This window comes from uncultured Azonexus sp., assembly GCF_937982035.1.
Taxonomy (GTDB): domain Bacteria; phylum Pseudomonadota; class Gammaproteobacteria; order Burkholderiales; family Rhodocyclaceae; genus Azonexus.
Window position 1 is genome coordinate 62,484 of record NZ_CALJNI010000004.1, and the last position, 26,928, is coordinate 89,411.

A 26,928-nucleotide genomic window follows, 5' to 3' on the forward strand; every position below is an offset into this window, starting at 1 on the left:
CCTGGCTTCAGGAGGCGACGGCGCGGAACGCGAGCACGGCGTTGCTGCCGCCAAAGGCAAAGGAGTTGGAAAGGGCGGCCCGCAGCGGCTGCTGGCGGGCGACGGTGACGTGGTCGACGCCGGCGCAGGCCGGATCAAGCTCGGTCAGGTGGGCGGTCGGCGGCAGGTGCTGTTCGCGCAGGGCGAGGACGGTGGCAATTGCCTCGATTGCGCCGGCGGCGCCGAGCAGGTGACCGTGCATCGACTTGGTGGCGCTGACCGCCAGGCGGCCGGCGGCGTCGCCGAAAACCGTCTTCAGGGCGGCAATTTCGACCGGGTCGCCTTCGGCGGTGGCGGTGCCGTGGGCATTGACGTAATCGATGTCGCTGCTGTCGAGGCCGGCGTCGTCCAGCGTGTCGCGCAGGGCGCGGACCTGTCCGGCGGCGTCCGGCTTGACCAGGTGGCTGTGGTCGCAACTGCTGCCGTAGCCGACGATCTCGCCGTGAATGCGGGCGCCCCGAGCGACGGCGTGGTCCCAGTCCTCGAGGACTAGCGCGGCGCCACCCTCGCCCAGTACCAGGCCGCGGCGGTCGGCAGAAAACGGCCGGCAGGCGCGCGGGGCGCTGTCGGCATCGCCGGGGGCAAGCACGCGCAGGGCTTCCCAGGCACGGGCGACACCGTAAGCCTGCGGGACATCGGAGCCGCCGGTGACCATGATCGTTGCCTCACCCGAGCGGACGCGGCGGAAAGCTTCGCCGATGGCGATCGACGATGAGGCACAGGCGACGGTGTGGCTCATGCTGACGCCGCCCAGTCCGAGCTGGATGGAAATGTGGGCGTTGGCCGCGTTGTTCATGCCGAGCACCACGGCCAGCGGCGACAGGCGTTCGCGACCCTTCTGCCAGAGTTCGCGGTAGCCCTTCTCGTAAGCCAGCGTGCCGCCGAGTGCGGTGCCCCAGGCGCAGCCCCAGCGGTCACGCGTGTTGCCTTCAGCGTGCCGGGCCAGGCTGGCATCGTCCCAGGCGGCAAAGGCTGCGGCCATGCCGAGCTGGGCGAAGCGGTCCATCATCGAGGCCAGCGGCTTGCCGAGGGCGGCGTCGGGGTCAAAGTCGGGACAACTGACGAAAGGCATCGACAAGGGGCGCGGCGCGTCGTCGGTCAGCAGATGACGGACCGCCGATTCGCCTGCGCAGAGGCGCCGGAAGAAATCCGCCAGATCGCCGCCGTAGGGACTGACCAGGCCCAGGCCAGTAATTGCCACCCGCCGCCGATTCATCGCTCAGGACTTCTGTTCGGCGATCAAGCGGTCCATCAGCTCGACCAGTTCGCCAACGGTGCCCGGCGTCTTGAGATCGGACGCCAGCTTGATGCCGAAGTGATCTTCGAACTCGAACATCAGTTCGAGCATCATCAGCGAATCGACACCGAGGTCGGCCAGCAGGGCACCCGGCACCACCGTCTCCGGGTCGGCACCCAGGCGGTCCTTGAGAAATTCGCGTATCAGTCCAATGCAATCCATAGGCGCGGATTTTAGCCGAAAGCCCCTGTTTTCCAAAGATTTGTCCCCGGCTCCCTGTCATGACGGGCGGCTGCCCCGGATTTGATACCATGTGCCGGCCCTGTTTCCGTTTCCCGCATGCGTCTAGAACTTCCCGACTCCTACCGCAGTTTGCCCTGGTACCGTCAGCTTGCCGGGCGCTTCGCCCTGCTCTGGCCGCTCAAGGCGGTCGGGACCATGGCCTTCATGGCTTTGTTTTTCTGGGGGTATTTTGCCGTCCTGCAGTATCCCCTGCGACCGGCGGTGACCATGCCCGAGGTATTCGTCGATCGCTGGATTCCGTTTACGCCGCTGGCCTACCCGTTCTACGTCTCGCTCTGGGTCTATGTGTCGCTACCGCCGGCCCTGCTCGGCAGCCTGCGTTCGCTGCTCGGCTTCGGGGCCTGGATTGCCGCCCTCTGCCTGTTCTGCCTCGCCCTGTTCTGGTTCTGGCCGACCGCGGTTCCGCTGGCCGACATCGACTGGCGGCAGTACCCGCAGATGGCAGTGATCAAGGGCATCGATGCCGGCGGCAACGCCTGCCCTTCCCTGCATGTGGGTTCGGCCGTATTCGCCGCCTGCTGGCTGGCCCGCGTGTTGCGCAACGTCGGCGCGCCGGCGCTGCTTGGCTGGATCAACTGGGTGTGCTGCACGCTGATCATCTGGTCGACCGTGGCCACACGCCAGCATGTGGTGCTCGATGTGCTGGCCGGGGGCTTGGTTGGTATGGCATTTGCGCTGATCTCGCTACGCCATGTCGGCCACCGCTGTGGACTGTCCCGCTTGTGAACGACGGGAGTGCTTAGCCGGTCGCCCGTTGCAGGCTGGTCAGGAATTTCTCGGCATTCTGGAAACCGACCACGCGCACGCCCTGGACTTCCTCGCCCTTGGGCGTGAAGAAGATGATGCCGGGTGGGCCGTAGAGACCGAAGCGGGCGAGCAGGGCCTTGTCGTCGGCGGTGTTGCCGGTGACGTCGGCCTTGAGCAGGATGAACCCGGACATTTTGGCGCGTACGGCCGGGTCGGTGAAGGTGAATTTCTCCATTTCCTTGCACGATACGCACCAGTCGGCGTAGAAATCGAGCATCACCGGCCGGTCGGCGGCGGCCAGGCGGGCGTCGAGTTCGGCCACCGAGCGAACCGGCTCGAACGGCAACTTCTGTGCTTCGGCGGCAATCGCGCCGCCGCGCAGGGCGGCCAGCGGCTGCAGCGGGTCGCGGCTGCCGGCCAGGGCGCCGACCAGCAGCGCGGCGCCGGTCAGCAGCAAGACGATGCCGATGCCCTTCCAGAATTTCTGCCAGTTCTTTGCGTGCGGCGGCAAGGGGTCGAGTGCGTGCAGGTAGATCGCCGGGACGATGAACAGCAGCGCCCAGCCGACCATGGCGACGGCCGCCGGAATGACCGGCGACACCAGCCACAGCGCGGTGGCCAGCAGCAGTACGCCGAAGGTCTTCTTGACGCCTTCCATCCACGGGCCGGTTTTCGGCAGCAGCGAGCCGCCGGCCACGCCGACGGCGATCAGCGGCGCGCCCATGCCCAGGGCCATGACGAACAGCGCCGTGCCGCCGAGCAGCGCGTCGCCGGTCTGGCCGATGTAGAGCAGCGCGCCGGCGAGCGGGGCGGCGACGCAGGGGCCGACGATCAGCGCCGACAGCGCGCCCATCAGGAATACCGAAATGCCTCGCCCGCCCTGCAGGTGGCCGCTTTCTTCCGATAGCTTGCTTTGCAGCGCGGTTGGCAACTGCAGTTCGTAGAAGCCGAACATCGACAAAGACAGGAGCACGAAGACCAGCGCAAAGGTGCTCAGTACCCAGACGTTCTGCAGCGCCGCGGTGAGCAGGGTGCCGGTCAGGCCGGCGGCGACGCCGACGGCGGCGTAGGTGACGGCCATGCCGAGGACGTAGGCGAGGCTGAGCGCCAGCGCCCTGCCCCGTGTCGCCCGATGGCCCTGACCGGCGATGATGCCGGAAAGGATGGGAATCATCGGGAAGACGCAGGGCGTCAGCGACAGGCCGAGGCCGGCCAGGAAGAAGATGCCGAGGATGGTCCAGAAACCGGCGTCCTTGAGCGTCTGGGCAATCAGGCCGCTTTCGTCGCCGGATGCAGCGGTGCTGGCCATCGGCGCCGCCCTGGGGGTGCTCGCCGGGTCGGGCAGGACGACGGCGACGGTCTGGGTCTGCGGCGGGTAGCAGACGCCGGCTTCGGCGCAGCCCTGCGAGATGACATCGAGGCGCAGCGGCAATTCGCCGGAACTGTTGCGCTCGACCGGCACGCGGAACACCGCCTCCTTGTAGAAAACCTCGACCAGGCCGAAATTCTCGTCGTTCTTTTCTTTCCCCTTGGGCACCTGCAGCGGCCCGAGGACGATGCCGTCGTCGACCGGATGGACGCGGAACTTGTCGCCATAGAGGTAGTAATCCTTGGCGATCTCGTAGCGGATTTCGACCGTTTCCCCGTCGAGCGCCCGGGCGCTCGGCTTGAAGGCAACCAGCGGATCGAGGAATTCCTGGGCATGGACCAGCGAGGCCAGGAAGGCGAAGAGGAGGAAGAGCGTGCGCATGATCATTGGCGTGTCTCGGCGGCCAGCCAGTTCAGGTAGGCCGGCAGGCCGTGGCGAATCGGCAGGGCGATGATTTCCGGCACCGCGTAGGGGTGCAGTTCGGCAATCCGCTGTTCCAGCGCCGGATAAGCGGCAGCCGTGGTCTTGATCAGCAGCGGGATTTCCGACGCCGATTCGACCGTACCCTGCCAGCGATAGACGGACTGGACGCGCGGCAGGATATTGACACAGGCGGCCAGTTTTTCCTCGACGACCGCCAGCGCGATGGCATTGGCGACGGCTTCGTCGGGGCAGTTGGTGAGGACGAGCAGGTTTTCCATCGGTTGATTTTACTTGAGCAGGCGGCGCCGGGTCAGACGCAAGGCGATGACGAAGGCGATGGCCGTGGTCGCCAGCAGCACGCCGACGTGCAGCGCGATGTCGGTCGGCACCTCGCCGGCGAGCAGCGGCCGTACCAGCGCAACGCCCTGGGCCAGCGGTAGCCAGGCGCCGATCAGCGCAAGCCAGCCGGGCAGTTGGTCAGTGGGGAAGAAAACCCCGGAAATCAGCGTCATCGGCGTGATGAACAAGGTGAAGTAGTACATGAAGAAATCGTAGGACGGCGCCAGCGCGTTCCAGATCAGCCCCAGCGCGGCGAAGGCCAGGCCGGTGAGGACGATGGCCGGCAGGATGAACAGCGCCAGCGGGCCGTTGGTCAGGCCCATGACGGTGACGACGACGAGGATGGCGCAGCCGGAAAAGAAGGACTTGGTTGCCGCCCAGAACAGTTCGCCGGCGACGACATCGGTCAGCCCAAGCGGCGTGTTGAGGATGGCGTCCCAGGTTTTCTGCACGTGCATGCGCGAGAACGACGAATACAAGGCCTCGAAGGTCGCCGCGTTCATCGTCGAGGCGCAGATGGTGCCGGCTGCCAGGAAGGCGATGTAGGGCTGGCCGCCGATTTCCGGCAGCATGGCGCCGAGTCCGTAGCCAAGGCCGAGCATGTAGATCAGCGGGTCGGCCAGGTTGCCGAGGATGGACGGCAGCGCGAGTTTCTTCCAGACGAGGAAGTTGCGCTGCCAGACGGGGAAGAAGCCGGGGCGGTTCATCAGTCTCTCAACTCCCGCCCGGTCAGCTTGATGAACACGTCTTCCAGGTTGGAAGCGCGATGCACGTAGCGCAGGCCGTCGGCGCCGGCCAGCGCGGCCAGCAGCGGTTGCGGGTCGCGGCAGTAGAAGAAGGCGGTTTCGCCGCTCTGCTCGACCCGATCGGCCAGTTGGCGATGCGCGTCGACAAAGGCGGGCAGCGTGCCGGCGGCTTCGTCAAAGACTTCGACGACCTGCGGTTCGATGTGTGCGGCGATCAGTTCGCGCGGGCTGCCTTCGGCGATCTTGCGGCCGTGATCGATGACGATCAGGCGGTCACAGAGGCGCTCGGCCTCGTCCATGAAATGCGTGGTCAGGATCAGGGTCTTGCCGGCCGATTTCAGTTTCTTCAGGCGTTCCCAGATCAGGTGGCGGGCCTGCGGGTCGAGGCCGGTGGTCGGCTCGTCGAGGAAGACGATGTCCGGATCGGCCACCAGCGCACGGGCCAGGGTCAGGCGCCGCTTCATGCCGCCCGACAGCGTGGCGATGCGGGCGTCGGCCTTGCTGGTCAGGCTGGCGAATTCCAGCAGTGACGGGATGCGTTGGCGCACGTCGGCATCCTTGAGCCCGAAATAGCGGCCGAAGACGAGCAGGTTCTCGGCGCAGGTGAAATCCGGGTCGAGATTGTCGAATTGCGGCACGACGCCGACCTTGGCCCGCGCGACTTGCGCGTCGGCCGGGATGGAGCGGCCGGCCAGGGTGATGTCGCCGGCGTCCGGCGCGGTCAGGCCGAGGCACAGGCGCAGCGTTGTCGTCTTGCCGGCACCGTTGGGGCCGAGCAGGCCGAAACAGGTGCCGGGTTCGACGGCGAACGACAGCCCGGCGACGACTTCGCTGTCGCCGTAGCGTTTCTTCAGGCCGGAAACGTTTAATGCCGCCATGCGCGGGTGACGATGTCGCGGATCAGGTGCAGGCGGCGGTGGAAGAAGTGATCGGCGCCGGGGACGACGACGACCGGCAGGTCGTTCGGCTGTGCCCAGGCGAGGACGTTGTCCAGCGGCACGGTTTCGTCGCTCGATCCGTGGATGACGATGGTGTCGTGCGGCACCTTCTCGGTGTCGTACTGGCGCGTGCCTTCGACAAAACCGGCGGCGGTGCCGACCAGGACCAGGCGCTGCGCCGGATGACCGGCTTCCTCGAGGCGTTTGGCGACGCGCGTCTGGCAGTAGGCGCCGAAGGAGAAACCGGCCAGTGCCACCGGGATGTCGCCGCAGCGCAGCTTGGCGTCGTGCAGCACGGCGAGCAGGTCGTCGGTTTCGCCGATGCCTTCATCGTGCACGCCCTCGGTACCGCCGACGCCGCGGAAATTCGGGCGGAAGGCGGCATAACCGAGGCTGACGAAGGTCTTGGCCAGTGTGTAGGCAACCTTGTTGGTGTTGGCGCCGCCACCGATCGGGTGCGGGTGGGCGACCAGCGCGATGCCGCGCGGCGCATCGGGGCGCTCCATGATGACGTCGATGTTGCCGACCGGGCCGGCGACGGTGATCTTTTCTTCGAGAACTTTCATAGTTTCAGGCGTTCGACGACGCGGCCGTTGATCAGGTGTTCCTGGACGATTTCCTCGACATCCTCGTTATCGACGAAGCTGTACCAGGTTTCTTCGGGGTAGACGACCATCACCGGGCCGTTGTCGCAGCGGCCGAGGCAACCCGCCTTGTTGATGCGCACGGCGCCGGCGCCATTGCGCTTGAGGGCGCCGATGCGGTCTTTGGCGTAGGCGAAGGCATCGCTGCCGCCGACGTTGTTGCAGCAGGCTTCACCGCCCTCGCGCTGGTTGGTGCAGATGAATACGTGGTGCTGGAAATAGCTCATTGTTGATCTCCGTTAGAGCCAGCCATTATAGGCGGCGCCGTTTCACGTGGAACGCCAGCGCATGCCCCTGACGGTCAGCCACAGGAAAGGCAGCGCCAGGAAGGGCCAGAGGCTGGCGACCAGCCGGGTTAGACCGTTGAAATTGAGAAAGTGCCCTTGTCGCCAGGCGGCCAGTGCGGCGGCGGAGTACGGATTGGCCGGCGCCAGGTTGACCAGCAGGGTGCCGGCGATCAGCGCCAGGGCGGCCAGCAGCAGGCTGGCGCGGGCCGGCAACCACAGGCTCAGCAGCAGCACGGCGGCGGCGGCGAGCAGGCCCTGGCGGGCGCCCGGCGTCAGCCAGGCCATGGCCTCGGCCGGACTGACCAGGATGGCGGCGCCGAGCATGCGCACCGCCAGTCCGCAGAGCAGGAACATCGGCACGATCAGGTAGGCGAAACGCCGCCTGGCCAGCAGCCCGCGCAGGATCAGGCCGACGGCGACTGCATTGCAGGCAGTGATGCCGGCTTCGATCAGCGCATAGCTGTCGGCCGAAAAGGGAATCGGCGGCGTGTAGGACAGTAGCTGGCGCAAGTCGCCGGCGCCAAACAGCAGGGTTTCCGGCGACAGCGGCACCATCATCCACAGGCCCAGCAAGGTCAGGCCGAGCTCGCCGTGCGGCAGCGGTGCCAGCAGGCGGTGCGCCGTCGATTCGAGACGGGAAAATACCCGTGGCCCGAGACGCTGCGCCCAGATGGCGCCGATCAGTCCGCCCAGGGTATTGCAGGCCAGGTCGAGATTCGACGGAATACGCGTGGGCAGCCAGTTCTGCAGGATTTCCATAGCCAGGCTCAGCCCGCCGGCCAACAGCGTGGCCAGGCACAAGGCGGTGAAACGCCCGGGCAACCGGCTCAACGCAAGGACCAGGAAGAAGCCGAGCGGCAGATAGACGGCGACATTGGCGGCCAGGTCGAAGGCCGTCCAGTATTTGGGCCAGCCGGCCTCAAGGAAGGCCAGCAGCGGGACGCCCAGATCCTGCCAGCCGCTGAACGGGTGCAGGCTGCCGTAGACGATCAGCCCGCACCAGGCCAGCGCCAGGTAACGGGCGAGAACGATGGGGCGCCGGCCATGTTGGGACATGGCGGAATTCTAGGCTCTGCGCACGCCGGCGTCAGCTTGCCGTGGCGGCGTCGCGGGCCGGGCGCAGGTAGGCGCCGATCAGCATGCCGATGGCGCTGGCGATCAGGCCGTAGAGTTGTGGCTCGATGTCGCCTTCGGGTACGAAGAGTTCGCAGAACAGCCAGGTGCCGATGCCGAAGATGATCGCCAGGGCGGCGCCGAGGTTGTTGGCACGGCGCCAGAACAGACCGGCGACCAGCGGCACGAAGGCGCCGGACAGGGTGATCCGGTAGGCGCTTTCGACCATGTGATGGATGGTGGCGTTGGTCGATACCGCGTAGGCAGCAACCAGGCAGGTGAATACGACGACTGCGCCGCGCGTGGCGAGCAGCAGCTGGCGGTCGCTCATGTCGCGGATGTAGCCGCGCAGGATGTTTTCCGAGAAGGTCACCGCCGGGGCCAGCAAGGTGCCCGAGGCGGTACTCATGATCACCGACAGCAAGGCGCCGAAGAAGACGATCTGGGCCGCCATCGGCATGTAATCGACGATCAGTTGCGGCAGGATCAGTTGCGAATCCTCGGCCATGAAACGCTCGACCATGGCCGGGTCGATGATCGTCGCCGAATAGGCGAGGAACAGCGGCACCGCGGCGAAGAAGAAATAGCAGACGCCGCCGATGGTCGTGCCCCAGACGGCGACCCATTCGTTTTTCGAGGCATTCACTCGCTGGAAAACGTCCTGTTGCGGGATCGACCCCAGGGCCATGGTCAGCAAGGCGGCAATCCACGAGAGGATGTCGATCAGGTCGGCGGTCGGCAGGAAGTTGAGCTTGCCTTCGGCGGCCGCCTTGTCGAGCACGGTCGAGAAGCCGCCGGCCATGTCGCCGGCCAGCCAGGTCACGTAGATCAGTCCGAGGACGATGACGATCATCTGGACGAAGGTGGTCATCGCCACCGACCACATGCCGCCGAACAGGGTGTAGACGAGGACCACGCCGGCGCCGATGAGGATGCCGTGGTTGACCGCGATGGCGCCGTCGGAGAGGACGTTGAAGACCAGGCCGAGCGCGGCCATCTGGGCGCCGACCCAGCCGAGGTAGGAAACGATGATGGCGGTGGACAGTGCGACTTCGGTATGGCGGTTGTAACGGACCCGGAAGAAGTCGCCCAGCGTCAGCAGGTTCAGGCGGTACAGCGGGCGGGCGAAGACCAGGCCGAACAGCACCAGGCAGACCGAGGCGCCGAGCGGGTCGGAAATCAGCCCGCGAAAGCCTTCGTCGATGAAGGTGGCGGAAATGCCGAGTACGGTTTCGGCGCCGAACCAGGTGGCGAAGACCATTGCCAGGATGAAGGGGAAAGGCAGGTTGCGGCCGGCGACGATGTAGTCGCGGGCGCTATGGACGCGGGTGGCGGCGTACAGGCCGATGCCGATGGAAATGACGAGATAGATGACGACGAACCAGATCAGCATGGCGTGGGGTCGACTGCGGCAAGGGGTTGAAAACGCGAGGGATTATAAGGTTATTGCGGCTTTGGCGATGGGAAAAAAAGGTGCCGGACTGACAAATTTCACCGGCTTGCCGCTTTGCGGATGGACGAAGGCAATTTCTGCCGCATGCAACAGCAGGCGCGGCGCCCGTTCGGCGGCAGCCCCGGCGTAGAGTTCGTCGCCCAGTATGGGGTGGCCGAGCGCGGCCAGATGGACCCGCAACTGGTGCGAACGGCCGGTCACTGGTTCCAGTTCGATCCGCGTCAGTTGTTCAGCCGTGCAGCGTTCGATGACGCGGAAGCGGGTCAGCGAAGGCTTGCCCAGTTCGTGGCTGACCATCTGCCGGGGGCGGTTCGGCCAGTCGCAGATCAGCGGCAGGTCGATCTCGCCGGCATCCGCTTCGACCACGCCGGCGACCGTGGCCAGATAGCGCTTGTCCACGGCGCGGTCGCGGAACAGTTTGTACATCGCCTTCTGCATCGCTTCGCCCCGCGCCACGACGAGCAGTCCCGAGGTCGACATGTCGAGTCGGTGGGCGATCATCGCTTCCGGGAAATCGCGCAGCAGGCGGCTGATCACGCAATCCTGCTTGTCCTCGCCGCGGCCGGGGACGGAAAGCAGCCCGGACGGCTTGCCCACGACCACCAGTCCGTCATCGACATGGATGATCGTCAGCGCATCGGTCGGCGGCAGATAGACGCTCATTCAGCGACGGGCCGGCAGCGTGCACCGGGCATCGCGGTAGGGGCCGCGGCTGTAGGCCCAGCCTTCGCCCGGCGGGGTCTGCATGCAGATGCGCGCACCGTCCGCCTTGCTGACCCACCAGTGCCAGGGCGCCGGTGCGGCCTGGGTGCCGGTGGCCAGTAGCAGGCCGGCGAGCGCATACGAAAGGAGCAATGGTTTTTTCATTGAATACTGTATAGTTGTACAGTGTTTGGCCGGTGATGGTTTTAGCGGCGCAGGCAAGGGGCGAAGAATATACCGCGCCTGCCGCCATCTTCCCTAAAATCCGTATTTGCCATTGTCATTTCGGCAAAACGGCTTTCGATGCAGTCATTGAGCAATTTTTGTTCCATCCATGGCCCTGTGCCATAATCCACATAACGTTTCGAGGTAAGAACATGGACGACAACAAGGCAAAGGCGCTCGCCGCAGCGCTGCAACAGATCGAAAAGCAGTTCGGCAAGGGTTCCATCATGAAGATGGGCGATGCCGAAATCGACGAGGGCATCCAGGTCGTGTCGACCGGCTCGCTCGGCCTCGACATCGCACTCGGCGTCGGCGGCCTGCCGCGCGGCCGGGTGGTCGAGATCTACGGTCCGGAATCGTCGGGCAAGACCACGCTCTGTCTGCAGGTCGTCGCCGAGATGCAGAAGCTTGGCGGTACCGCTGCCTTCATCGATGCCGAACATGCGCTCGATCCGCAATATGCCCAGAAACTCGGCGTCAATGTCGGCGAGCTGCTGATCTCGCAGCCCGATACCGGCGAACAGGCGCTGGAAATCGCCGACATGCTGGTCCGTTCCGGCTCGGTCGACATCATCGTCGTCGACTCCGTGGCCGCCCTCACCCCGCGTGCCGAAATCGAGGGCGAGATGGGCGACCAGATGGTCGGCCTGCACGCCCGCCTGATGTCGCAGGCGCTGCGCAAGCTGACCGCCAACATCAAGAAGACCAACACGCTGGTCATCTTCATCAACCAGATCCGGATGAAGATCGGTGTCATGTTCGGCTCGCCGGAAACCACCACCGGCGGCAACGCGCTCAAGTTCTACGCTTCGGTCCGTCTCGACATCCGCCGCATCGGCGGGATCAAGAAGGGCGACGAGGTGGTCGGCAGCGAAACCCGCGTCAAGGTGGTCAAGAACAAGGTGTCGCCGCCGTTCCGCGAGGCCATCTTCGACATCCTCTACGGCGAGGGGATTTCCCGCGAGGGCGAGATCGTCGAAATGGGCGTCGCTCACAAGCTGGTCGACAAATCCGGTGCCTGGTATTCGTACAAGGGCGAGAAGATCGGCCAGGGCAAGGACAACGCCCGCGAGTTCCTCAAGTCGCACCCGGAAATTGCCCAGGAAATCGAAGCCGGCATCCGCGAGGCGGCGAGCACCACCGTGATCAAACCGAGCAAGGCCGCCAATGGCTGATCTGCGGGTGCGTGCCTTGCAGTGCCTGACCCGGCGGGATCACAGCCGGGCCGAACTGCATGCCAAACTCGCGGCGCATGCCGACAGTGAAGAAGCCCTGACGGCGGTGCTCGATGCCTTGCAGGCCGAGCACCTGCTGTCGGATACCCGTTATGCCAGCCAGCGCGTTTCGGCGCGCGCCAATCGCTACGGCAACGGCCGCCTGCGCCAGGAATTGCGGCAAAAGGGCGTCAGCGATGGCGACATCGAAGCCGCCCTGCCCGAGGCCGGCGACGAGGGCGAGCGCTGCCGGGCGATCTGGGCGAAAAAGTTCGGGCAGCCCCCCCAATCTGCAGAAGAACGTGCCAAACAGATGCGTTTCCTGCAATATCGCGGCTTTTCTGCAGAAGCGATCCGCCAGACCCTGCGCGGAGCCAGTGAAGAATGAGCCAGCCAACCGCCACCCTGTCCGCGCACAACCTGAAAAAGCGTTACAAGGCGCGCACCGTCGTCGAAGACGTCTCCTTCTCGGTGCGCTCCGGCGAAGTGGTCGGTCTGCTCGGGCCGAACGGTGCCGGCAAGACCACCTGTTTCTACATGATCGTCGGCCTGGTGGCTGCCGATGGCGGCGAAGTCTATATCGACGACGAGCGCCTCACCCACCAGCCGATGCATTCGCGTGCCCGTACCGGTCTGTCCTACCTGCCGCAGGAGGCCTCGGTGTTCCGCAAGCTCAACGTCGAGGAAAACATCCTCGCCGTGCTCGAACTGCAGAAGCTTTCACCCGACGAGTGCAGCCAGCGACTGGAAAGCCTGCTCAACGAACTGCACATCACCCATGTCCGCCACGTGAATGCAGCGGCACTGTCCGGCGGCGAACGGCGGCGTGTCGAAATTGCCCGCGCGCTGGCCACCAATCCGCGCTTCATCCTGCTCGACGAGCCGTTTGCCGGGGTCGATCCGATTGCCGTGCTGGAAATCCAGAAGATCATCCGCTTCCTCAAGGAACGCGGCATCGGTGTCCTGATCACCGATCACAACGTGCGCGAGACGCTCGGCATCTGCGATCACGCGGTGATCATCAACGCCGGTCATGTACTTTCCTCTGGACGTCCGGAGGAAATTGTCGACAATGAGAGTGTACGCAAGGTTTATCTCGGCGAGCATTTCCGCCTCTGACCTCGCCAAACCAAGATTGCATCAATGAAACCGGCACTTCAGCTCAAGCTTTCGCAGCATCTGGCCCTGACGCCGCAATTACAGCAGTCGATCAAGCTGCTGCAGTTGTCGACCGTCGAGATGCAGCAGGAAATCGAACGCTACCTGCTGGAAAACCCGATGCTCGAGCGCGACGATGACGGGCCGGGCGAGTCCTTCGCCGGTGCCCAGCAGTTCGATTCGCCCGACAAACCGGTCAGCGAACCTGCGCCGGCGAGCGAATCGCGCGAGGATGCCCAGGGCGAGCCGCCGATGACGCCTGGCGATGTCGACGACGATCGCTGGTCCAGCGATGCCGGCACCTTCACCGGCGCCGGCCGCGACGAGGAAGACGACAACGATCCGCAGGATGCCCACGCTTCCAGCGTCAGCCTGCGCGAGCACCTGGGCTGGCAGTTGGGCATGACCCAGTTGAGCGATCGCGATCGCAGCCTGGTCCGCTTCCTGATCGAAGCGCTCAGCGACGACGGCTATCTCGCCACGCCGCTGGAAGAGCTGCTGGAAACCCTGCCGCCCGAGTACGAAGTCGAACTCGAGGAACTCGAAATCGCCCTGCGCCATATCCAGAATTTCGATCCGACCGGGATCGGTGCGCGCGACCTGCGCGAATGCCTGCTGTTGCAGTTGCAGGCCGAAGAGGATTGCGCCGAGCGCACGCTGGCCCTGACCATTGCCGACAAGCACCTGGAATTGCTGGCTGCCCGCGATTTCGTCAAGATCCGTCGCCTGACCGGTTGCGACGACGAGATCCTGCGTGGCGCGCACGAGCTGATCACCAGCCTCAATCCGCGGCCGGCCGCCGGTTACGCGCAGGACGAAGCGCGCTACATCACGCCCGACGTGATCGTGAAGAAGCTCAAGGGTAAATGGACGGCCTACATCAACCCGGACGCCTACCCGCGCCTGCGCGTCAACCGCCTGTACGCCGACATCCTCGCCCGCCAGCGCCGTGGTAACGGCAACCTGAGCGGCCAGTTGCAGGAAGCCCGCTGGCTGATCAAGAACATCCAGCAGCGTTTCGATACCATCCACCGCGTCACCCAGGCCATCGTGGACCGCCAGCGCCAGTTTTTCGAACATGGCGAAGTGGCGATGCGGCCACTGGTGCTGCGCGAGATTGCCGACCTGCTCGGCCTGCACGAATCGACGATTTCCCGCGTCACCAGCCAGAAATACATGGCCACGCCGCGCGGCATCTTCGAACTGAAATACTTCTTCGGCAGCCATGTGTCCACCGACACCGGTGGTGCCTGTTCTGCCACGGCCATTCGTGCCCTGATCAAGCAATTGATTTCGGCGGAAGATGGCAAGAAGCCCTTGTCGGATAGTCAATTATCCGAAATACTAGGCCAGCAGGGAATTGTCGTTGCCCGACGCACGGTTGCCAAATACCGTGAATCGCTCAACATCCCGCCGGTCAATTTACGCAAGACCCTGTAGAGAGAGGAGAAAAAATGAATCTGCAAATCAGCGGTCACCATATCGAAGTCACCCCGGCACTGCGCGAATACGTCGAGAACAAGCTCGATCCCGTACTCCGTCATTTCGACAAGGTTACCGGCGCCAGCGTCGTGCTTTCCGTTGAAAAGCTGAAGCAGAAGGCCGAAGTCACCGTTCACGTTCCGGGCAAGGACATGCATGTCGAAGAAGCCGGGGACGATCTCTACGCCGCCATCGACGCCATGTTCGACAAGCTCGACCGCCAGGTCCAGAAGTACAAGCAGAAGATGCAGGACCACCATCGTGGCGAAAAGCCGTCCATGCACATCGACGACTAAGCCTGACCGACCGCACCCCGAGGGGTGCGGTTTCTTTGCTGCAAAGTTCCCATGAACCCTCTAGACAACATTCTGACTGCCGATCAGGTCCTGCTCGACCTGGATGCGAGCAGCAAGAAACGCGTTTTTGAACAGGCCGGCATGCTGTTCGAAAGCCGGCTCGACATGTCGCGTTCGTTGATTTTCGACAGCCTGTTCGCACGCGAAAAGCTCGGCTCCACGGGCCTTGGCCAGGGCGTGGCCATTCCCCACGGCCGGATCAAGGGCCTCCAGCAGGCTGCCGGCGCGCTGATCCGTCTGGCGACGCCGATTCCCTTCGATTCGCCGGACGGCCGTCCGGTTACCCTGCTGTTCGTGTTGCTGGTACCGGAACAGGCGACCGAAGAGCATCTGCAGATCCTGTCCGAACTGGCTCAGCGCTTTTCCGACCGCGCCTTCCGCGAAGCCTTGCAGGCCGCCCCGGACGCCGAAGCGGTGCTGGCACTGTTCAAGAAGTCCTGACCGGCGCCGTGCGGCACATCAGCCTGGAGCAGTTGTACCAGGACAACCGCGAGAAGCTGTTGTTCAACTGGCTGGCCGGTCAGCGCAACGACCGGCGCATTGAGCTCAAGGCCGCCAGCAATTACGGTGCCGACGTCGTCGGCCACATCAACATCATTCACCCGGAACGCCTGCAGGTCATGGGGCAGGCCGAATACGACTGGGCCATGCGCATCGGTGAGCGGCGCTTCGGCCAGATGTTCATCGACCTGCTGTCGGCCCGCACGCCGGCGATGATCGTTGCCGACGGCCTGAAGCCCCCCGAATTCATCGTCGATGCCTGCAAGGCCGCCGACGTGCCGCTGATCCTGTCGCCCAAGCACTGTTCGGCGGTCATCGATCACCTGCGCATTTACCTGTCGGCCCGCCTGGCCGATACCATCAGCCTGCACGGCGTGTTCATGGACGTGCTCGGCATGGGCGTGCTGATTACCGGCGATTCCGGGGTCGGCAAATCCGAACTGGCGCTGGAGCTGATCTCGCGCGGCCATGGCCTGGTTGCCGACGATGTGGTCGAGATGGCCCGGATCGCGCCGACCACCATCGAAGGCCGCTGCCCCGGCATGCTGCGCGACTTCCTCGAAGTCCGCGGCCTCGGCCTGCTCAACATCCGCACCATCTTCGGCGAGACCGCCTCGCGCCGCAAGATGAAGCTGAAGCTGATCGTGCACCTGCAGCGGACGGTGTCCATGGAAGACGCGCCGCGTCTGCCGCTCGACGCGCAAAGCCAGGATGTGCTCGGCGTGCCGATCCGCAAGGTGGTGATTCCGGTGGCTGCCGGGCGCAACCTGGCGGTATTGATGGAAGCTGCGGTGCGCAACACCATCCTGCAATATCGCGGCATCGACAGCATGCAGGATTTCGTCGAGCGGCAGAGCCGCATGATGAACGACGAGGACGTCTGAGCCGCGCCGGCGGCGACTGATCAGAGGTGTTCGAATTCGACCCGGTCAGCCGCCGGATCGTTGAGCGAGCTGCCGAAACACACGACACCGCTGCCCTCGAGCAGGATTTCATGCTTGCGCAGGGCGATTTCCTGGCGGCCCTGCATGCTCAGGAAACTGCCGTTGGTGCTGGTGTCGATCAGGTAATAGCCATCGCGCCGGCGCTCGATGCGCGCGTGCATGCGCGATACCTTGCGGTTCTGGATCAGCATGGCGCAGGAAGGATCGCGTCCCAGGCTGAGGACCGGCGTATTGTCGTCGATCAGGTAAGCCTTGCCCCGGTAGCGCAGACACAGGCGCTCGGCGAGCTTGTGGCTGAGTGGGCCGAACATCGAGTGTTGCGGTGCCGGCGCGCCATTCTGCGAGGGCCAGTGAATCTGGAATACCGGGACGATGGCATCCTGCTCGAACAGATTGTCGATGTCCGGGCGCGGGTTGGCCTGGACGACGGCGCTGGCCGGCAGGGTCTGGACAACCGGTCCGCTGCACAGGATCTGGTCGGTGGTCGCCAGTGCCGCCATGCGCATGATGCTGGTCAGCTTGCTGGCCGACGGTGCGTCGGTGCCGTCGCTGTCGTGCAGGGCGATGCGGATACCGAGCTTGTGGCCGGAAATTGGCGGCAGGTCGGCAACCCGCTGGTGCATGTCGATGGCCGACTGGCAGGCCGATTCGGCACTCGGGAAAACGGCCAGCAACTCGTCGCCGGCCGTTTGCAGAAGCTTGCCCTGGTAGCCTTCGACCGAGCGGCTCATGCGCTTGATGCAACGGTCGATGGCCCGATCCGCCTCCTGCGCGTTCAAACGCTGATGAAGCGAAGCACTGCCGGAAATGTCGGCAACCATGATGACAGGAATCGGGTGCTGCGCGTTCATGGGCAAGATCGGATCGTTGGACGGCTGATTATATGACGAAGTCCGCCGGTTGACAGCGGGGCGTCATACCGCCGGGCTGATCGGGATGCTGCCGCTGATCGGCATTTCCTCGCTGTCGAACGCGATATCACCCTGCTCTACCGGCGTGTCCAGCGTTAGATTGCGGAAATCGAACAGATTGTTGTCGCCCAGGTGGGACGGCACGACGTTCTGGATCGCGGTAAACACGGCCTCGGTACGCCCGGGGTAGCGCTTGTCCCAGTCGTGCATCATCTCCTTGATCTTCTGCCGCTGCAGGTTCTCCTGCGAACCGCACAGATTGCAGGGAATGATCGGGAATTCCATGCCGCGGGCGAACTTGGCGATATCGGCTTCCGAGCAGTAGGCCAGCGGCCGGATGACCACGTGTGCCTTGTCGTCGGTGACCAGCTTGGGCGGCATGGCCTTCATCTTGCCGCCGAACAGCATGTTCAGGAACAGCGTATGCACCATGTCGTCGCGGTGGTGGCCGAGGGCGATCTTGTTGGCGCCGAGTTCCTTGGCGGTACGGTAGATGATCCCGCGGCGCAGGCGCGAGCACAGCGAGCAGGTGGTCTTGCCCTCGGGAATCTTGTCCTTGACGATCGAGTAGGTGTCGGCTTCGACGATGCGGTATTCGATGCCCAGCGATTCGAAATAGCGCGGCAGCACATCTTCCGGGAAACCTGGCTGCTTCTGGTCGAGGTTCATGGCGATCAGGCGGAACTTGACCGGTGCCCGTTGCTGCAGCGCCATCAGCATGGCCAGCAGGGTGTAGGAATCCTTGCCGCCGGAACAGCAGACCAGGATGGTGTCGCCGTCCTCGATCATGTTGTAGTCCATGATGGCCTTGCCGGTGCGGCCTTCGAGGAATTTGCGGAGTTTTTGCAGATTGGCGGATACGGGGGTGTTCATGGTCGGGAAGTCTTCGCGATGGGCCTGGCTGAATTGCAGCGACCCGCAAGTTTACACGCTTCCCCCGGCAAACCGGCCCGGCGAATTAGAATGGAGCCTTTGCCCGCCGATGAGCCAACTGCCCACGCCCTCTCCCGACGCCCTCGCCCACAGCCGGCTGGTGCATGACGCGATTGCCAGTACCGTGGTCGCCGAAGGCGGCTTTCTGTCTTTCGCCCGCTACATGGAAATGGCGCTTTACGCGCCGGGGCTGGGGTATTACGCGGCCGGGGCACGAAAATTCGGTGCCGCCGGCGACTTCGTTACCGCGCCCGAAATGACGCCGCTGTTCGGTCAGGCCCTCGCTGCCCAGATCGCCCAGGTCATGGCGCTTTCTGCCCGGGCCGTGATCGAGGTCGGTGCGGGTTCCGGGCGACTTGCCGCCGATCTGCTGCTGGCGCTCGAGCAGCTTGGCAGTCTGCCCGACAGCTATGCCATCCTCGATCTGTCGCCCGACCTGCGCGAACGCCAGCGCGAGACGATCGCCGCTGCCGCGCCGCATCTGCTGTCGCGGGTGGTCTGGCTGGACCGGCTGCCGGAAACATTCTCCGGCGTGGTGGTGGCCAATGAACTGCTCGACGCCCTGCCCGCCCATCTGGTGGTCTGGGACGAGGATGTCATCCGCGAACGCGGTGTGGCCCTCGATGCCGACGGCCGTTTCACGTGGAACGAGCGACCGGCCACGGGCGCGCTGCTGGCCGCGGCCCGCGAAATTGCCGATGAAACCGGTACCGGCGGCGCGTATCTGTCCGAGATTTCGCTGGCGGCGCGGGCCTGGTCCGCTGAATGGGGGAAGATACTGCAGCAGGGCGTGCTGCTGCTGATCGATTACGGCTTTCCGCGTCACGAGTTCTACCATCCGCAACGCCGCCAGGGCACCCTGATGTGCCATTACCGCCACCATGCCCACCCGGATCCCTTTTACCTGCCGGGTTTGCAGGATCTGACCGTGCACGTCGATTTCACGGCGATCATCGCCGCCGCCCACGGCGCCGGTCTGGATTTGCTGGGCTACACCAACCAGGGGCAGTTTCTGTTGAATTGCGGACTGCTCGACCATCTGGCCAGAATCCCGGCTGCTACGGCAGAGTATTTCCGGGCGTCGGCAGCCGCGGCAAAACTGATCATGCCGCACGAGATGGGCGAATTGTTCAAGGTCATCGCCATCGGCCGGGAGATCGACGAAACCTTGATCGGTTTTTCCCGCGGCGATCAGAGTCGCCGTTTGTAGAAATAACGACTACACTGAACCCATCAGCCGTTGACCGGGAGTTTTCCGATGGATGTATCCGCAATCGTTGGTGCCAGTGGTGCACTGACCCAGCAGCAGACCGCCATGCAGGCGAGCATGCTGGTGCTCAAGAAGGCCATCGATATCGAAGCCGCCAACGCCCTGCAGCTGTTGCAGACCTTGCCGCAGGCGGCAAGCAATCCGGCCAATCTCGGCAACAGCGTCGATATCAGGGCCTGAGACCGTCCAGCCAGGTCTGAACGATGGCCGCCGCGCGCGGCCATTCCTTTTCATGGGTGATGGCATGGCCCATGTGGCGCAGGATGTGGCAAGGTTCGCCGTAAGTATGTGCCGTGGTCTGGACCAGGAAAGCCGGTACCAGCGCATCCTGGTCGGCACCGACGATCAGCATCGGCGGCCGGTGCATGCGGTAGAGGTTGGGCAGGTTGAACATCGACATGTCCCAGATGGCCCGCTGCGACTCGTTCTGCATCTTGCCCAGCCAGACGGCAAGCATGGCCGGGTCGGCTTCGCCAGCGAACAGCGCATCGCGCAAGGTGTCGGTATCGGTGTAGTTGCCGGCGAGGATGCGGTTGATTTCCAGGAACAGTTCCGGTTTCTGCAGCATCAGGTGAAACTGGGCGGCGATCAGGCCTTGCGGCGGTACCGAGCAGAGCAGGGCCACGGCCGGCGCCGGATGGCGTTCGAGGTATTTCTGCACGACGAAGCCACCCATCGAGTGACCGAGTAGCACCGGGTCGATGGCCAGCGCTTCGATCACGGTGCGGACGTCATCGACGTAATCGCCAATCGACAACCAGTTGATCTGTTCATGCCCCTGGCTGCCGCCATGGCCCCGGAGCGACAGGGCGTAGCAGGGATGGCCGGCGGCCGCGAAATGCGGCATGAAGGTTTCGGTCCACATCCAGCCGCCGGCAAAGGCGCCATGAATGAAGAGAAGCGCCGGTTTGTCGGTGTTGCCGTTGGGCAGGCAGGAAAATACTTCCAGTCCGCCGATGTCTTGGGTTGCTATCATGGGGTTTCAGGCTGTCGCCGTGGTTAAATGCGGGCTTTCGCACGCTGGGTGAATACATGTTGAAGTGGATACTGACGCTGGTCGTGGCGATCTTCCTGCTCGGACTGGTCACGCCACACCTCGCGCGCTTCATCCGCTTCGGCCAACTGCCGGGCGATGTCGCCTTCCGCTGGCGCGGTCGTGTTTACCATTTCCCCTTTGTCAGCATCATCATCCTGTCACTGCTGCTCTGGCTCATCTCCCGCCTCATTTAGCAGGGCGCGGACGGCTTTGATGCGGGCCAGGCGAATGCGTTCCGGAATCTTGCCGCGTTCCTTGGTGTCGGCGGCAATGCGCCCGGCGTCGATGGTATTGACCGCCGCCAAAACCTTGTACAGCAGGTCCGGGCTGTCGTAGCTGCGGTTTTCCCAGCCGGCACGGCCGGTGTAGTCGCAGCGGCAGGTGTCGAGTAGTTCGCCGAAGCGCGCCGGTCGGCGCAGGGCATCGCATTTTTCCAGAAAATCGACCAGGGTTGCCGCACGCATCTCGCCGGCGCGGTGGATGGTGCCGTGGTGCCGTGCCATCAGCAGCGCCAGGTCGCGGCATTCGTTGGGGACGCGCAGGCGCTCGCTCATTGTCTGGCAGAGTTGCAGGCTGCGCATCTCGTGGCCGATATGCCGGGGCAGGATGTCGGCCGGTGTCGTCGCCTTGCCGAGGTCGTGGCATAGTGCGGCGTAGCGGACGGTGAGCGGGAACCCGTAGTGGGCGGCCTGGTCGATGACCATCAGCGTGTGGATGCCGGCGTCGATCTCGGGATGGTAATCGGCCCGCTGCGGTACGCCGAACAGCGCGTCGACCTCGGGCAGCAAGCGGACCAGCGCGCCGCACTCGCGCAGCACCTCGAACATCCGTGACGGCTTCGCTTCCATCAGCCCTTTGGCCAGTTCCTGCCAGACGCGTTCGGCGACCAGGTGATCGACCTCGCCGTCGGTGACCATGGCGCGCATCAGCGTCAGGGTTTCCGGGGCGATGCTGAAGTCGTGGAAGCGGGCCGCGAAGCGGGCGATGCGCAGGATGCGCACCGGATCCTCGGCAAAGGCCGGACCGACGTGGCGCAGGATTTTTCCGCGCAGGTCGCCCTGGCCGTTGAAGGGGTCGATCACCCTGCCCTCGCCGTCGCGCGCCATCGCGTTGATGGTCAGGTCGCGGCGGGCCAGGTCCTGTTCCAGCGTGACGTCGGCGGCGGCGTGAAAGGTGAAGCCGTGGTAGCCGCGCCCGCTCTTGCGTTCGGTACGAGCGAGCGCGTACTCCTCGTGGCTGTCGGGGTGCAGGAATACCGGGAAGTCCTTGCCGACCGGGCGGAATCCGGCGGCCAGCATGGCTTCCGGGGTGGCCCCGACGACCACGTAGTCGCGGTCGTCGCAGGGGCGGCCGAGCAGTTCGTCCCGGACGGCGCCGCCGACGATGTAAACCTGCACGGCGGGGGTTACAGGCTCAGCGGCCGGCGCGGAAGCGGAAGCTGTCGAGCTTGCCCTTCGGCGTCCGGTGCGCGATGTAGGTCGGCGCCACGGCTTCGACGGCGGTCGGTTGCCAGCCGGCCGGCAGACGGCAGTTGCCGTCGCAGACGCTGTCGACCTGCATCGAACGCAGGTTGTCGGGCGACATCAGCGGGTTCGGTGCCAGCCACATCAGGCCGGCCTGCAGGTAGGCCCAGCCTTCGGACAGGGCGATGACGCGTGCCTTGCCACCGGTCAGCGAGGCGGTGTAATCGACCAGCTGGCGCAGCGTGTACACCTGCGGTCCGACCAGATCGTAGGCCTGGCCGAAGGTGGCGACATCGCTCAGCGAATCGACGAAGGCATCGGCGACATCGGCGGCCCATACCGGCTGGAAGCGGGCGTGGCCGAAACCGAGCGGAAAGATCGGCGCCGACTTGAGCACCTTGGCGAACATCGACAGGAAGGAATCGCCGAGGCCGAAGATGACCGACGGGCGGAACACGGTCACGTCGAGTTCGCCGGCTGCAGCCATCACCACGGCTTCGCCGTCGCCCTTGGAGGCGAGGTATTCCGACGGACCCTTGGGGTCGGCCTTGAGCGCGCTCATATGGACCAGGCGGCGGACGCCGGCGGCCTTGCAGGCGGCGACGATCTTCTTCGGCAATTCGACGTGGGCCTGGGCGAAATCGTCGCTGTACGGGAACTTGACGTCGCGGCTGTGCAGGATGCCGACCAGATTGATCACCGCATCGTGACCGCGGACCAGCTGGGTCAGCGTTTCCGGGCAGTGGATGTTGGCTTCCGGCATGTCGACGCCGGGCTGCATGATCAGTGCCTTGGTCCGTTCGCGGCGACGCGTCGGTACGGTGACTTCGATGCCGCGCTGGGCCAGACGGTTGACGATGTAGGTACCGACAAAACCGCTACCCCCCAGCAGCAAGACCTTTTTGATGCTCATCCGGAACCCCGCGAAAACGTTTTCGTGAAACCGCGATTTTACGGTAAACCCGGGCGTAACGTCAGGGGCCTGGCGTCAGCCGGCCGATTCCAGGGCTCGCGCCAGCAGGCGGGCAAACAGCGGCGGCTCGCCGAGCTGGCGGATGCTGCCGTCGCGTAGTCGCAGGTCGAGCAGTTGCGGGTGGATCGAGAGCGCCAGGCAGGGGGCGGGGCTGAACAGCAGGCTGCGGCCGCTGGCCGGGCTGCGGTGGCACAGGCAGAGCGTGTGGTCGACGCCATCGAGATTGACGCTCAGCCAGGCGCCCTGGCCGGGAAGCGATCCGGGCAGCTCGCCGCCGGCCGGATCGGGCAGGTCCAGCGTATGCAGGATCAGGTTGCCGGCTTCAACCCGGCCCTGGGTCATCTGCCGGCTGCGGCCCGGCCGCGGCAAAACCATGGCGGGGTCGAAGCCCTCGTCTGCCGGGCTGCCGCTCACTCGCATGGCCCGGGTCTGCCGTTCGAAACAGGCGTCGAGAATGCCGGCCTGGGCGTCTGCCGGCAGTTGCAATTGTTCCATCCCGGCCTTGAGCGATTTCAGGACGTTGGGCAACTCGCGCGCCAGGGCCTGGCGTTCGTCGCCATCGGCTTTCGGCCGGAAAGACCAGAGCAACATCGACAGCGTCCGGCTGTGCGCCTGCCAGGTCGGTCCGGTGATCCCTTCCTCGAACCAGGCTTTTTCCAGCAGGCGTTTCCAGTGCAGGCGGAAGAAATCCTGCAAGACCGGCGGCAGGCCGTCGATTTCCCGTGTTTCGAGCAGGCGGCGGATGTCGCCGGCGGCCTGGTCGCGGCGGTCGAGTTGGTGCAGCAACGGCAGATAGGCCGCGGCCTGGCCGTAGATTTCTTGCAGTTGTTCGGCGAGCAGTTCGTCGATGGCGTCGGCAGCGACGACAATGCCTTCGCTGTTACCCCCAAAACCGTCCTTCAGCCGGGCAATGATCTCGGCGATCTTGTTGACCGTCGGATGCTGACGGTCGGCATTGGCCGGCAATGGAAGGCAGAGTGCGCCGATGCGGTCGATCAGCCGGCGCAACGGATGATCCGCACGCGAGAACAGGGTCTTGTCCTTGAGCGCCAGCCTGACCGTGATGACCTGAAGCTCGGCAAGCTGCAGCTTCAGCGTGTCGGAGAGTCCGGGGTCGGTGAAGATGGCCGAATAAAACTGACCGACCGCATCGATCGCCTGGCCTTCGGCGGTTGCCGCCGGAACGCCCAGTTCCTGAGCGCGGACGGCTTCCATGGCCGGCGCCGGGGCGGCCGCCGAGTCGGAGAACAGGCCGGGAATCAATGTTTCCAGCTTGGGCGAGGTCGCAGTCAGGAAATCCGTGCTGTTGCGCTGATTACGTTCGAGTTGTTCGAGGCGGAACATCAGGTTGTCGAGCGCGGCCTGGCTGAGCAGACGCTGGCTGGTGGCGGGTGTGCCGGTCTTGCTTGCCCGGCCGGCCAGCTGTGCGATGACGCCTTGCGTTGCCGGCTCGCTGGTGACCGGGGGCGGTGCCGGCTGGCTGGGGGCGCTGGCCGCCGGACGCGCCGTTTCGCCGGCGCTGACGATGGCGGGTTGGGCGGCTTCGGCGCCGACCTGGTCGAGCAAGGTATCGATGTTGGTGTAGATGACCGGCAAACCCTCGCGTAGCAGCGCTTCGATGCGGTCGAGGAGGTCGAGCTTTTCATCCAGCGAACTGGCGCCGGCTGCCGCGAACAGCGATTGCAGGCCGGCAACGATGGCTTGCGGTCCGACCGGATTGTGCGTCTTGGGCAGATCCGGACGTCCAAGCAGGGTCACGAAGCGCAGGTGGGTTTTCCAGAGCTGGACGCTGGTCGATTCGCTGAGGCGTTTGCACAGGTTGTCGAGCCGGATGTCGAGTTCCAGGTCATCGTCGCCGACCAGCGAGATTTTCGACGAGGTCAGCCCCCTCGCCTCTTCCCGGAAACTGCCGGTGCGCTGGCTGGTCTGCATGGCATCGAAGTGGCGACCGGCGCCGCCCAGCAACGCCGAAATGGCGGCTTCGGACACCAGCCGGCTGTCGCGCAGCAGCGTCGACAACTGGTCAAGGAAGGCGCTTCGACAGGTCTTGAGCACCTGAAAGCGATCGAAGCGGCCGGCTTGGCTGGGCAGGGTCACGGTTGGATTTTGGCTTGAACGTGAGGGCCGGTGATGGCCAAGACGCCATTGTGACATCAACGACAAATTATGGCAGCACTGTCAGGGCAGATCGCGCTCCTTGGGCGGTGCATCCGTGGCCGGCGTGACGACGCCGAGGCGGGTCTTCAGCGAATCCGGGCGGCCGTTGAACAGGGCGGAGTAATAGACCGCGTTGCTCATCACCTTTTTCACGTAGTCGCGGGTTTCGGTGAAAGGAATGGTTTCGGCGTAGATGGCGCCTTCAATGGTCTGCTCGGCCCGCCAGCGGCGAGCCCGCCCGGGGCCGGCGTTGTAGGCGGCGGAAGCCAGGACCGGATGATTGTCGAGATTCTCCATGACCATGCGCATGTAGGAGGTGCCCAGCAGGATGTTCACATCGGTGTCGTTGACCCGGCTCGGGTGGAAGTCCTCGAGACCGATCTTCTTGGCCACCCAGCGGGCGGTTGCCGGCATCAACTGCATCAGGCCGGAAGCGCCGACACTGGAGCGGGCGTTGGTGATGAAGCGGCTCTCCTGGCGCATCAGGCCGTACACCCAGGCGTCGTCGACGGACTGCTGGCGGGCGACCGGACGGATCTGCTCGGCAAACGGCGACAGGAAACGCAGGGTGTAGTCGTGTTCGTGGCGGGTCCGCTCGGCAGTATTGATCGCGCGATCCCAGATCTGGTGCTGGCGGGCGAGTTCGGCGGCGGCCAGCAGTTGGCGGTCGCTCATGCCGCGCAGTGCCCAGTTCCATTCACGCACGGCTTCCGTGCGCATGTCCAGCCGGAACAGGGCCAGTGCCCGTTGCAGGCCGGCGTGATGCCGTGCAGCCTGCATCTCGTCGTTGCTCGGCGGTGTGGTGCGCGGCGGCGGCAGGACCACGCGACCCAGCTCCTCGTCGGCCAAGTTGCCGTAGAAATGCGCTTCACCGGCAATCCTGGCAAACAGGGCGTCGGCGTCGCTCAGGCGGCCGCCGGCCTTGTAGGCGCGACCCAGCCAGTAAACCCACTCGGGCCGGTTGGCCAGGGCCGCCGGCATGGCCTCGATGGCAGCGCGGACGGCGCCCCAGTCGGTGGCGCGCAAGGCGCTGCGCACCTTCCATTGGTGATTTTCATCGCTCAGCACGGTGCGACCTGCCCGGCCATACCATTTCAGGGTTTCCGGATGGTGTTTGCGGGCTGCCTGGAGAGCGATCTGGCTCCAGGCCCAGCCGGCTTCGCCGGGTTGCATCTGGCTTTCCCGGCGCTCGAGTTCGCGGGCGGCGGCTGAGGGATCGTTGGCTGCGACGTAGCGAATGGCGATCGCCGTCAGTTCCCGACCGTTACGCGTGCCATGCCAGTCGCCGGTCTGCCGGGCCAGGTAGGACATGGCGTTCTTCACCGCGTTGTCGTACTGCTTGGCATCCGGCGCGCGACCGGCGGGGAGCAGGTCAAGGGTGCGCCGGGCCCATTGCGGGCGGTTGGCTTCGATCTGCAGGCGGGCGCGGGTCCAGGCGTCGTCGGCACTGATCCGGCCACTGTTGACCAGGCTGACAAGCAGCGGCTGGCAGCCTTCGGGGGGTTCGAGCATGTTCAGCCACAAGGTGCCGGCTTCATCCAGCGCGCTGCGCTCGCCGCGCGACCAGCGGGCTTGCTGGAAGAGGCAGGTCACTTCCGCCTCCGGGGCGAGCAGTCGGGGGTATTCGCTCTCGACCAGGTTCCACGTGGAACGCCGGGCCAGCCAGCGCAGCCAGTCGGCACGCAGCCGCTCGGCAGCGTGAGTGCCATCGTGCGCGTGCAGGAAAGCGGGGATGCCGCTGTCGTCGTTGCGAGCGAGAAGATTGCGCAAGCGGTAGTTTTCCGCGTAGATCGCCAACGGGTGGTCACCGATACGGGCGACCGCCGACTGCAGGCGATTGGCGTCGCCCTGCCGGAAGGCTTCGCGCGCGGCGATGAAAACGCTGTCGTCGATGGTCTGGGCGGAGGCGGTGCTGGCGATAGCCAGGGCGGCGAGTAATGCGCGAAACTTCATGCTAGATTGGCC

The 26,928-nt window shown here is 64.9% G+C and carries 30 protein-coding genes; 11 read left to right on the forward strand and 19 right to left on the reverse strand.

What is annotated here, in order from left to right; genetic code table 11:
• Positions 1 to 7: 7 nt before the first annotated feature.
• Together Q0799_RS02910 and Q0799_RS02915 are read right to left on the reverse strand one after the other, a co-directional pair.
• Positions 8 to 1,255 carry a beta-ketoacyl synthase gene (locus Q0799_RS02910; RefSeq protein WP_298393980.1) on the reverse strand — a complete coding sequence of 416 codons (1,248 nt, stop codon included), beginning with the start codon at positions 1,253 to 1,255 and terminating at the stop codon, positions 8 to 10.
• Positions 1,256 to 1,258: 3 nt separating this feature from the next.
• The gene (locus Q0799_RS02915; RefSeq protein ID WP_298393983.1) at positions 1,259 to 1,498 is read right to left on the reverse strand and encodes an acyl carrier protein; all 240 of its coding nucleotides are present in this window, start codon (positions 1,496 to 1,498) and stop codon (positions 1,259 to 1,261) included.
• A 117-nt stretch (positions 1,499 to 1,615) separates the two neighbouring features.
• Between Q0799_RS02915 and Q0799_RS02920 the strand changes: the two genes are divergently transcribed.
• Complete coding sequence (locus Q0799_RS02920; protein WP_298393985.1) at positions 1,616 to 2,305, forward strand: phosphatase PAP2 family protein; 690 nt, start codon at positions 1,616 to 1,618, stop codon at positions 2,303 to 2,305.
• Between the two features lie 13 nt (positions 2,306 to 2,318).
• Here the strand turns inward: Q0799_RS02920 and dsbD are convergent, their stop codons facing one another.
• Genes dsbD through Q0799_RS02970 form a run of 10 tightly spaced genes read right to left on the reverse strand, consistent with a single transcriptional unit; the run spans position 2,319 to position 10,505 of the window.
• Entirely contained in the window at positions 2,319 to 4,076 is a 1,758-nt protein-coding gene (gene dsbD / locus Q0799_RS02925) for a protein-disulfide reductase DsbD (protein WP_298394993.1), read from the reverse strand.
• A 2-nt stretch (positions 4,077 to 4,078) separates the two neighbouring features.
• On the reverse strand, positions 4,079 to 4,396 hold the full coding sequence (cutA, locus tag Q0799_RS02930; RefSeq protein WP_298393987.1) for a divalent-cation tolerance protein CutA: 318 nt from the start codon (positions 4,394 to 4,396) through the stop codon (positions 4,079 to 4,081).
• A gap of 9 nt (positions 4,397 to 4,405) precedes the next feature.
• On the reverse strand, positions 4,406 to 5,164 hold the full coding sequence (locus Q0799_RS02935) for an ABC transporter permease (RefSeq protein WP_298393989.1): 759 nt from the start codon (positions 5,162 to 5,164) through the stop codon (positions 4,406 to 4,408).
• Entirely contained in the window at positions 5,164 to 6,081 is a 918-nt protein-coding gene (locus Q0799_RS02940; protein ID WP_298393991.1) for an ATP-binding cassette domain-containing protein, read from the reverse strand. The genes Q0799_RS02935 and Q0799_RS02940 overlap by 1 nt, the downstream gene beginning before the upstream one ends.
• The gene (locus Q0799_RS02945; protein ID WP_298393993.1) at positions 6,069 to 6,707 is read right to left on the reverse strand and encodes a thioesterase domain-containing protein; all 639 of its coding nucleotides are present in this window, start codon (positions 6,705 to 6,707) and stop codon (positions 6,069 to 6,071) included. Before Q0799_RS02945 ends, Q0799_RS02940 begins: the two co-directional genes overlap by 13 nt.
• Complete coding sequence (locus Q0799_RS02950; RefSeq protein ID WP_028993844.1) at positions 6,704 to 7,012, reverse strand: NAD(P)H-dependent oxidoreductase subunit E; 309 nt, start codon at positions 7,010 to 7,012, stop codon at positions 6,704 to 6,706. The genes Q0799_RS02945 and Q0799_RS02950 overlap by 4 nt, the downstream gene beginning before the upstream one ends.
• A 42-nt stretch (positions 7,013 to 7,054) precedes the next feature.
• Complete coding sequence (locus Q0799_RS02955) at positions 7,055 to 8,128, reverse strand: VanZ family protein (protein WP_298393997.1); 1,074 nt, start codon at positions 8,126 to 8,128, stop codon at positions 7,055 to 7,057.
• Positions 8,129 to 8,159: 31 nt separating this feature from the next.
• Positions 8,160 to 9,578 (reverse strand): sodium:solute symporter family protein, encoded by a 1,419-nt coding sequence (locus tag Q0799_RS02960; protein WP_298393999.1) that lies wholly within the window; start codon positions 9,576 to 9,578, stop codon positions 8,160 to 8,162.
• Positions 9,579 to 9,620: 42 nt separating this feature from the next.
• Positions 9,621 to 10,301: a pseudouridine synthase gene (locus Q0799_RS02965; RefSeq protein ID WP_298394001.1), complete on the reverse strand. Its 681-nt coding sequence runs from the start codon at positions 10,299 to 10,301 to the stop codon at positions 9,621 to 9,623.
• Complete coding sequence (locus Q0799_RS02970) at positions 10,302 to 10,505, reverse strand: hypothetical protein (RefSeq protein ID WP_298394003.1); 204 nt, start codon at positions 10,503 to 10,505, stop codon at positions 10,302 to 10,304. It lies immediately after the preceding gene.
• A 212-nt stretch (positions 10,506 to 10,717) separates the two neighbouring features.
• On the opposite strand from Q0799_RS02970, the gene recA reads away from it, so the two are divergent.
• The 7 genes from recA to hprK are packed head-to-tail and all read left to right on the forward strand — an operon-like array spanning position 10,718 to position 16,160.
• Complete coding sequence (recA, locus tag Q0799_RS02975) at positions 10,718 to 11,740, forward strand: recombinase RecA (RefSeq protein WP_298394005.1); 1,023 nt, start codon at positions 10,718 to 10,720, stop codon at positions 11,738 to 11,740.
• Positions 11,733 to 12,167, forward strand: coding sequence for a recombination regulator RecX (gene recX, locus Q0799_RS02980; RefSeq protein ID WP_298394007.1), 435 nt, complete (start codon positions 11,733 to 11,735; stop codon positions 12,165 to 12,167). Before recA ends, recX begins: the two co-directional genes overlap by 8 nt.
• Positions 12,164 to 12,898, forward strand: coding sequence for an LPS export ABC transporter ATP-binding protein (lptB, locus tag Q0799_RS02985; RefSeq protein WP_298394009.1), 735 nt, complete (start codon positions 12,164 to 12,166; stop codon positions 12,896 to 12,898). Before recX ends, lptB begins: the two co-directional genes overlap by 4 nt.
• Before the next feature lie 24 nt (positions 12,899 to 12,922).
• The gene (locus Q0799_RS02990; RefSeq protein ID WP_298394011.1) at positions 12,923 to 14,377 is read left to right on the forward strand and encodes an RNA polymerase factor sigma-54; all 1,455 of its coding nucleotides are present in this window, start codon (positions 12,923 to 12,925) and stop codon (positions 14,375 to 14,377) included.
• Positions 14,378 to 14,391: 14 nt separating this feature from the next.
• A complete protein-coding gene (gene raiA, locus Q0799_RS02995; protein WP_298394013.1) occupies positions 14,392 to 14,715 on the forward strand; it encodes a ribosome-associated translation inhibitor RaiA in 324 nt (107 codons plus the stop codon).
• Between the two features lie 51 nt (positions 14,716 to 14,766).
• Positions 14,767 to 15,216, forward strand: a complete 450-nt coding sequence (gene ptsN / locus Q0799_RS03000; RefSeq protein WP_028993834.1) for a PTS IIA-like nitrogen regulatory protein PtsN — start codon at positions 14,767 to 14,769, stop codon at positions 15,214 to 15,216.
• An 8-nt stretch (positions 15,217 to 15,224) separates the two neighbouring features.
• Positions 15,225 to 16,160, forward strand: a complete 936-nt coding sequence (gene hprK / locus Q0799_RS03005; protein ID WP_298394016.1) for an HPr(Ser) kinase/phosphatase — start codon at positions 15,225 to 15,227, stop codon at positions 16,158 to 16,160.
• Between the two features lie 20 nt (positions 16,161 to 16,180).
• Here the strand turns inward: hprK and Q0799_RS03010 are convergent, their stop codons facing one another.
• Together Q0799_RS03010 and ttcA are read right to left on the reverse strand one after the other, a co-directional pair.
• Complete coding sequence (locus Q0799_RS03010; RefSeq protein WP_298394018.1) at positions 16,181 to 17,071, reverse strand: adenylate/guanylate cyclase domain-containing protein; 891 nt, start codon at positions 17,069 to 17,071, stop codon at positions 16,181 to 16,183.
• Positions 17,072 to 17,134: 63 nt separating this feature from the next.
• Positions 17,135 to 18,004 (reverse strand): tRNA 2-thiocytidine(32) synthetase TtcA, encoded by an 870-nt coding sequence (ttcA, locus tag Q0799_RS03015; protein WP_298394020.1) that lies wholly within the window; start codon positions 18,002 to 18,004, stop codon positions 17,135 to 17,137.
• A gap of 109 nt (positions 18,005 to 18,113) precedes the next feature.
• Between ttcA and Q0799_RS03020 the strand changes: the two genes are divergently transcribed.
• Positions 18,114 to 19,274 carry an SAM-dependent methyltransferase gene (locus Q0799_RS03020; RefSeq protein ID WP_298394022.1) on the forward strand — a complete coding sequence of 387 codons (1,161 nt, stop codon included), beginning with the start codon at positions 18,114 to 18,116 and terminating at the stop codon, positions 19,272 to 19,274.
• Positions 19,275 to 19,322: 48 nt separating this feature from the next.
• A complete protein-coding gene (locus tag Q0799_RS03025; protein WP_298394024.1) occupies positions 19,323 to 19,514 on the forward strand; it encodes a YjfB family protein in 192 nt (63 codons plus the stop codon).
• On the opposite strand, the gene Q0799_RS03030 is transcribed toward Q0799_RS03025, so the two are convergent.
• Positions 19,504 to 20,310, reverse strand: a complete 807-nt coding sequence (locus Q0799_RS03030) for an alpha/beta fold hydrolase (RefSeq protein WP_298394027.1) — start codon at positions 20,308 to 20,310, stop codon at positions 19,504 to 19,506. The two genes, Q0799_RS03025 and Q0799_RS03030, sit on opposite strands and share 11 nt — an antisense overlap.
• Before the next feature lie 56 nt (positions 20,311 to 20,366).
• On the opposite strand from Q0799_RS03030, the gene Q0799_RS03035 reads away from it, so the two are divergent.
• Positions 20,367 to 20,564 (forward strand): DUF2905 domain-containing protein, encoded by a 198-nt coding sequence (locus Q0799_RS03035; protein ID WP_028993827.1) that lies wholly within the window; start codon positions 20,367 to 20,369, stop codon positions 20,562 to 20,564.
• Here Q0799_RS03035 and Q0799_RS03040 read toward each other — a convergent pair.
• The 4 genes from Q0799_RS03040 to Q0799_RS03055 all read right to left on the reverse strand — a co-directional run bounded on the left by Q0799_RS03040 (position 20,529) and on the right by Q0799_RS03055 (position 26,916).
• The gene (locus tag Q0799_RS03040; RefSeq protein ID WP_298394030.1) at positions 20,529 to 21,767 is read right to left on the reverse strand and encodes a multifunctional CCA addition/repair protein; all 1,239 of its coding nucleotides are present in this window, start codon (positions 21,765 to 21,767) and stop codon (positions 20,529 to 20,531) included. The two genes, Q0799_RS03035 and Q0799_RS03040, sit on opposite strands and share 36 nt — an antisense overlap.
• A 16-nt stretch (positions 21,768 to 21,783) precedes the next feature.
• The gene (locus Q0799_RS03045; protein WP_298394031.1) at positions 21,784 to 22,746 is read right to left on the reverse strand and encodes a complex I NDUFA9 subunit family protein; all 963 of its coding nucleotides are present in this window, start codon (positions 22,744 to 22,746) and stop codon (positions 21,784 to 21,786) included.
• 75 nt (positions 22,747 to 22,821) lie between these two features.
• The gene (locus tag Q0799_RS03050) at positions 22,822 to 24,903 is read right to left on the reverse strand and encodes a DUF1631 family protein (protein ID WP_298394033.1); all 2,082 of its coding nucleotides are present in this window, start codon (positions 24,901 to 24,903) and stop codon (positions 22,822 to 22,824) included.
• Between the two features lie 81 nt (positions 24,904 to 24,984).
• Entirely contained in the window at positions 24,985 to 26,916 is a 1,932-nt protein-coding gene (locus tag Q0799_RS03055; protein WP_298394036.1) for a lytic transglycosylase domain-containing protein, read from the reverse strand.
• Positions 26,917 to 26,928: the final 12 nt, after the last annotated feature.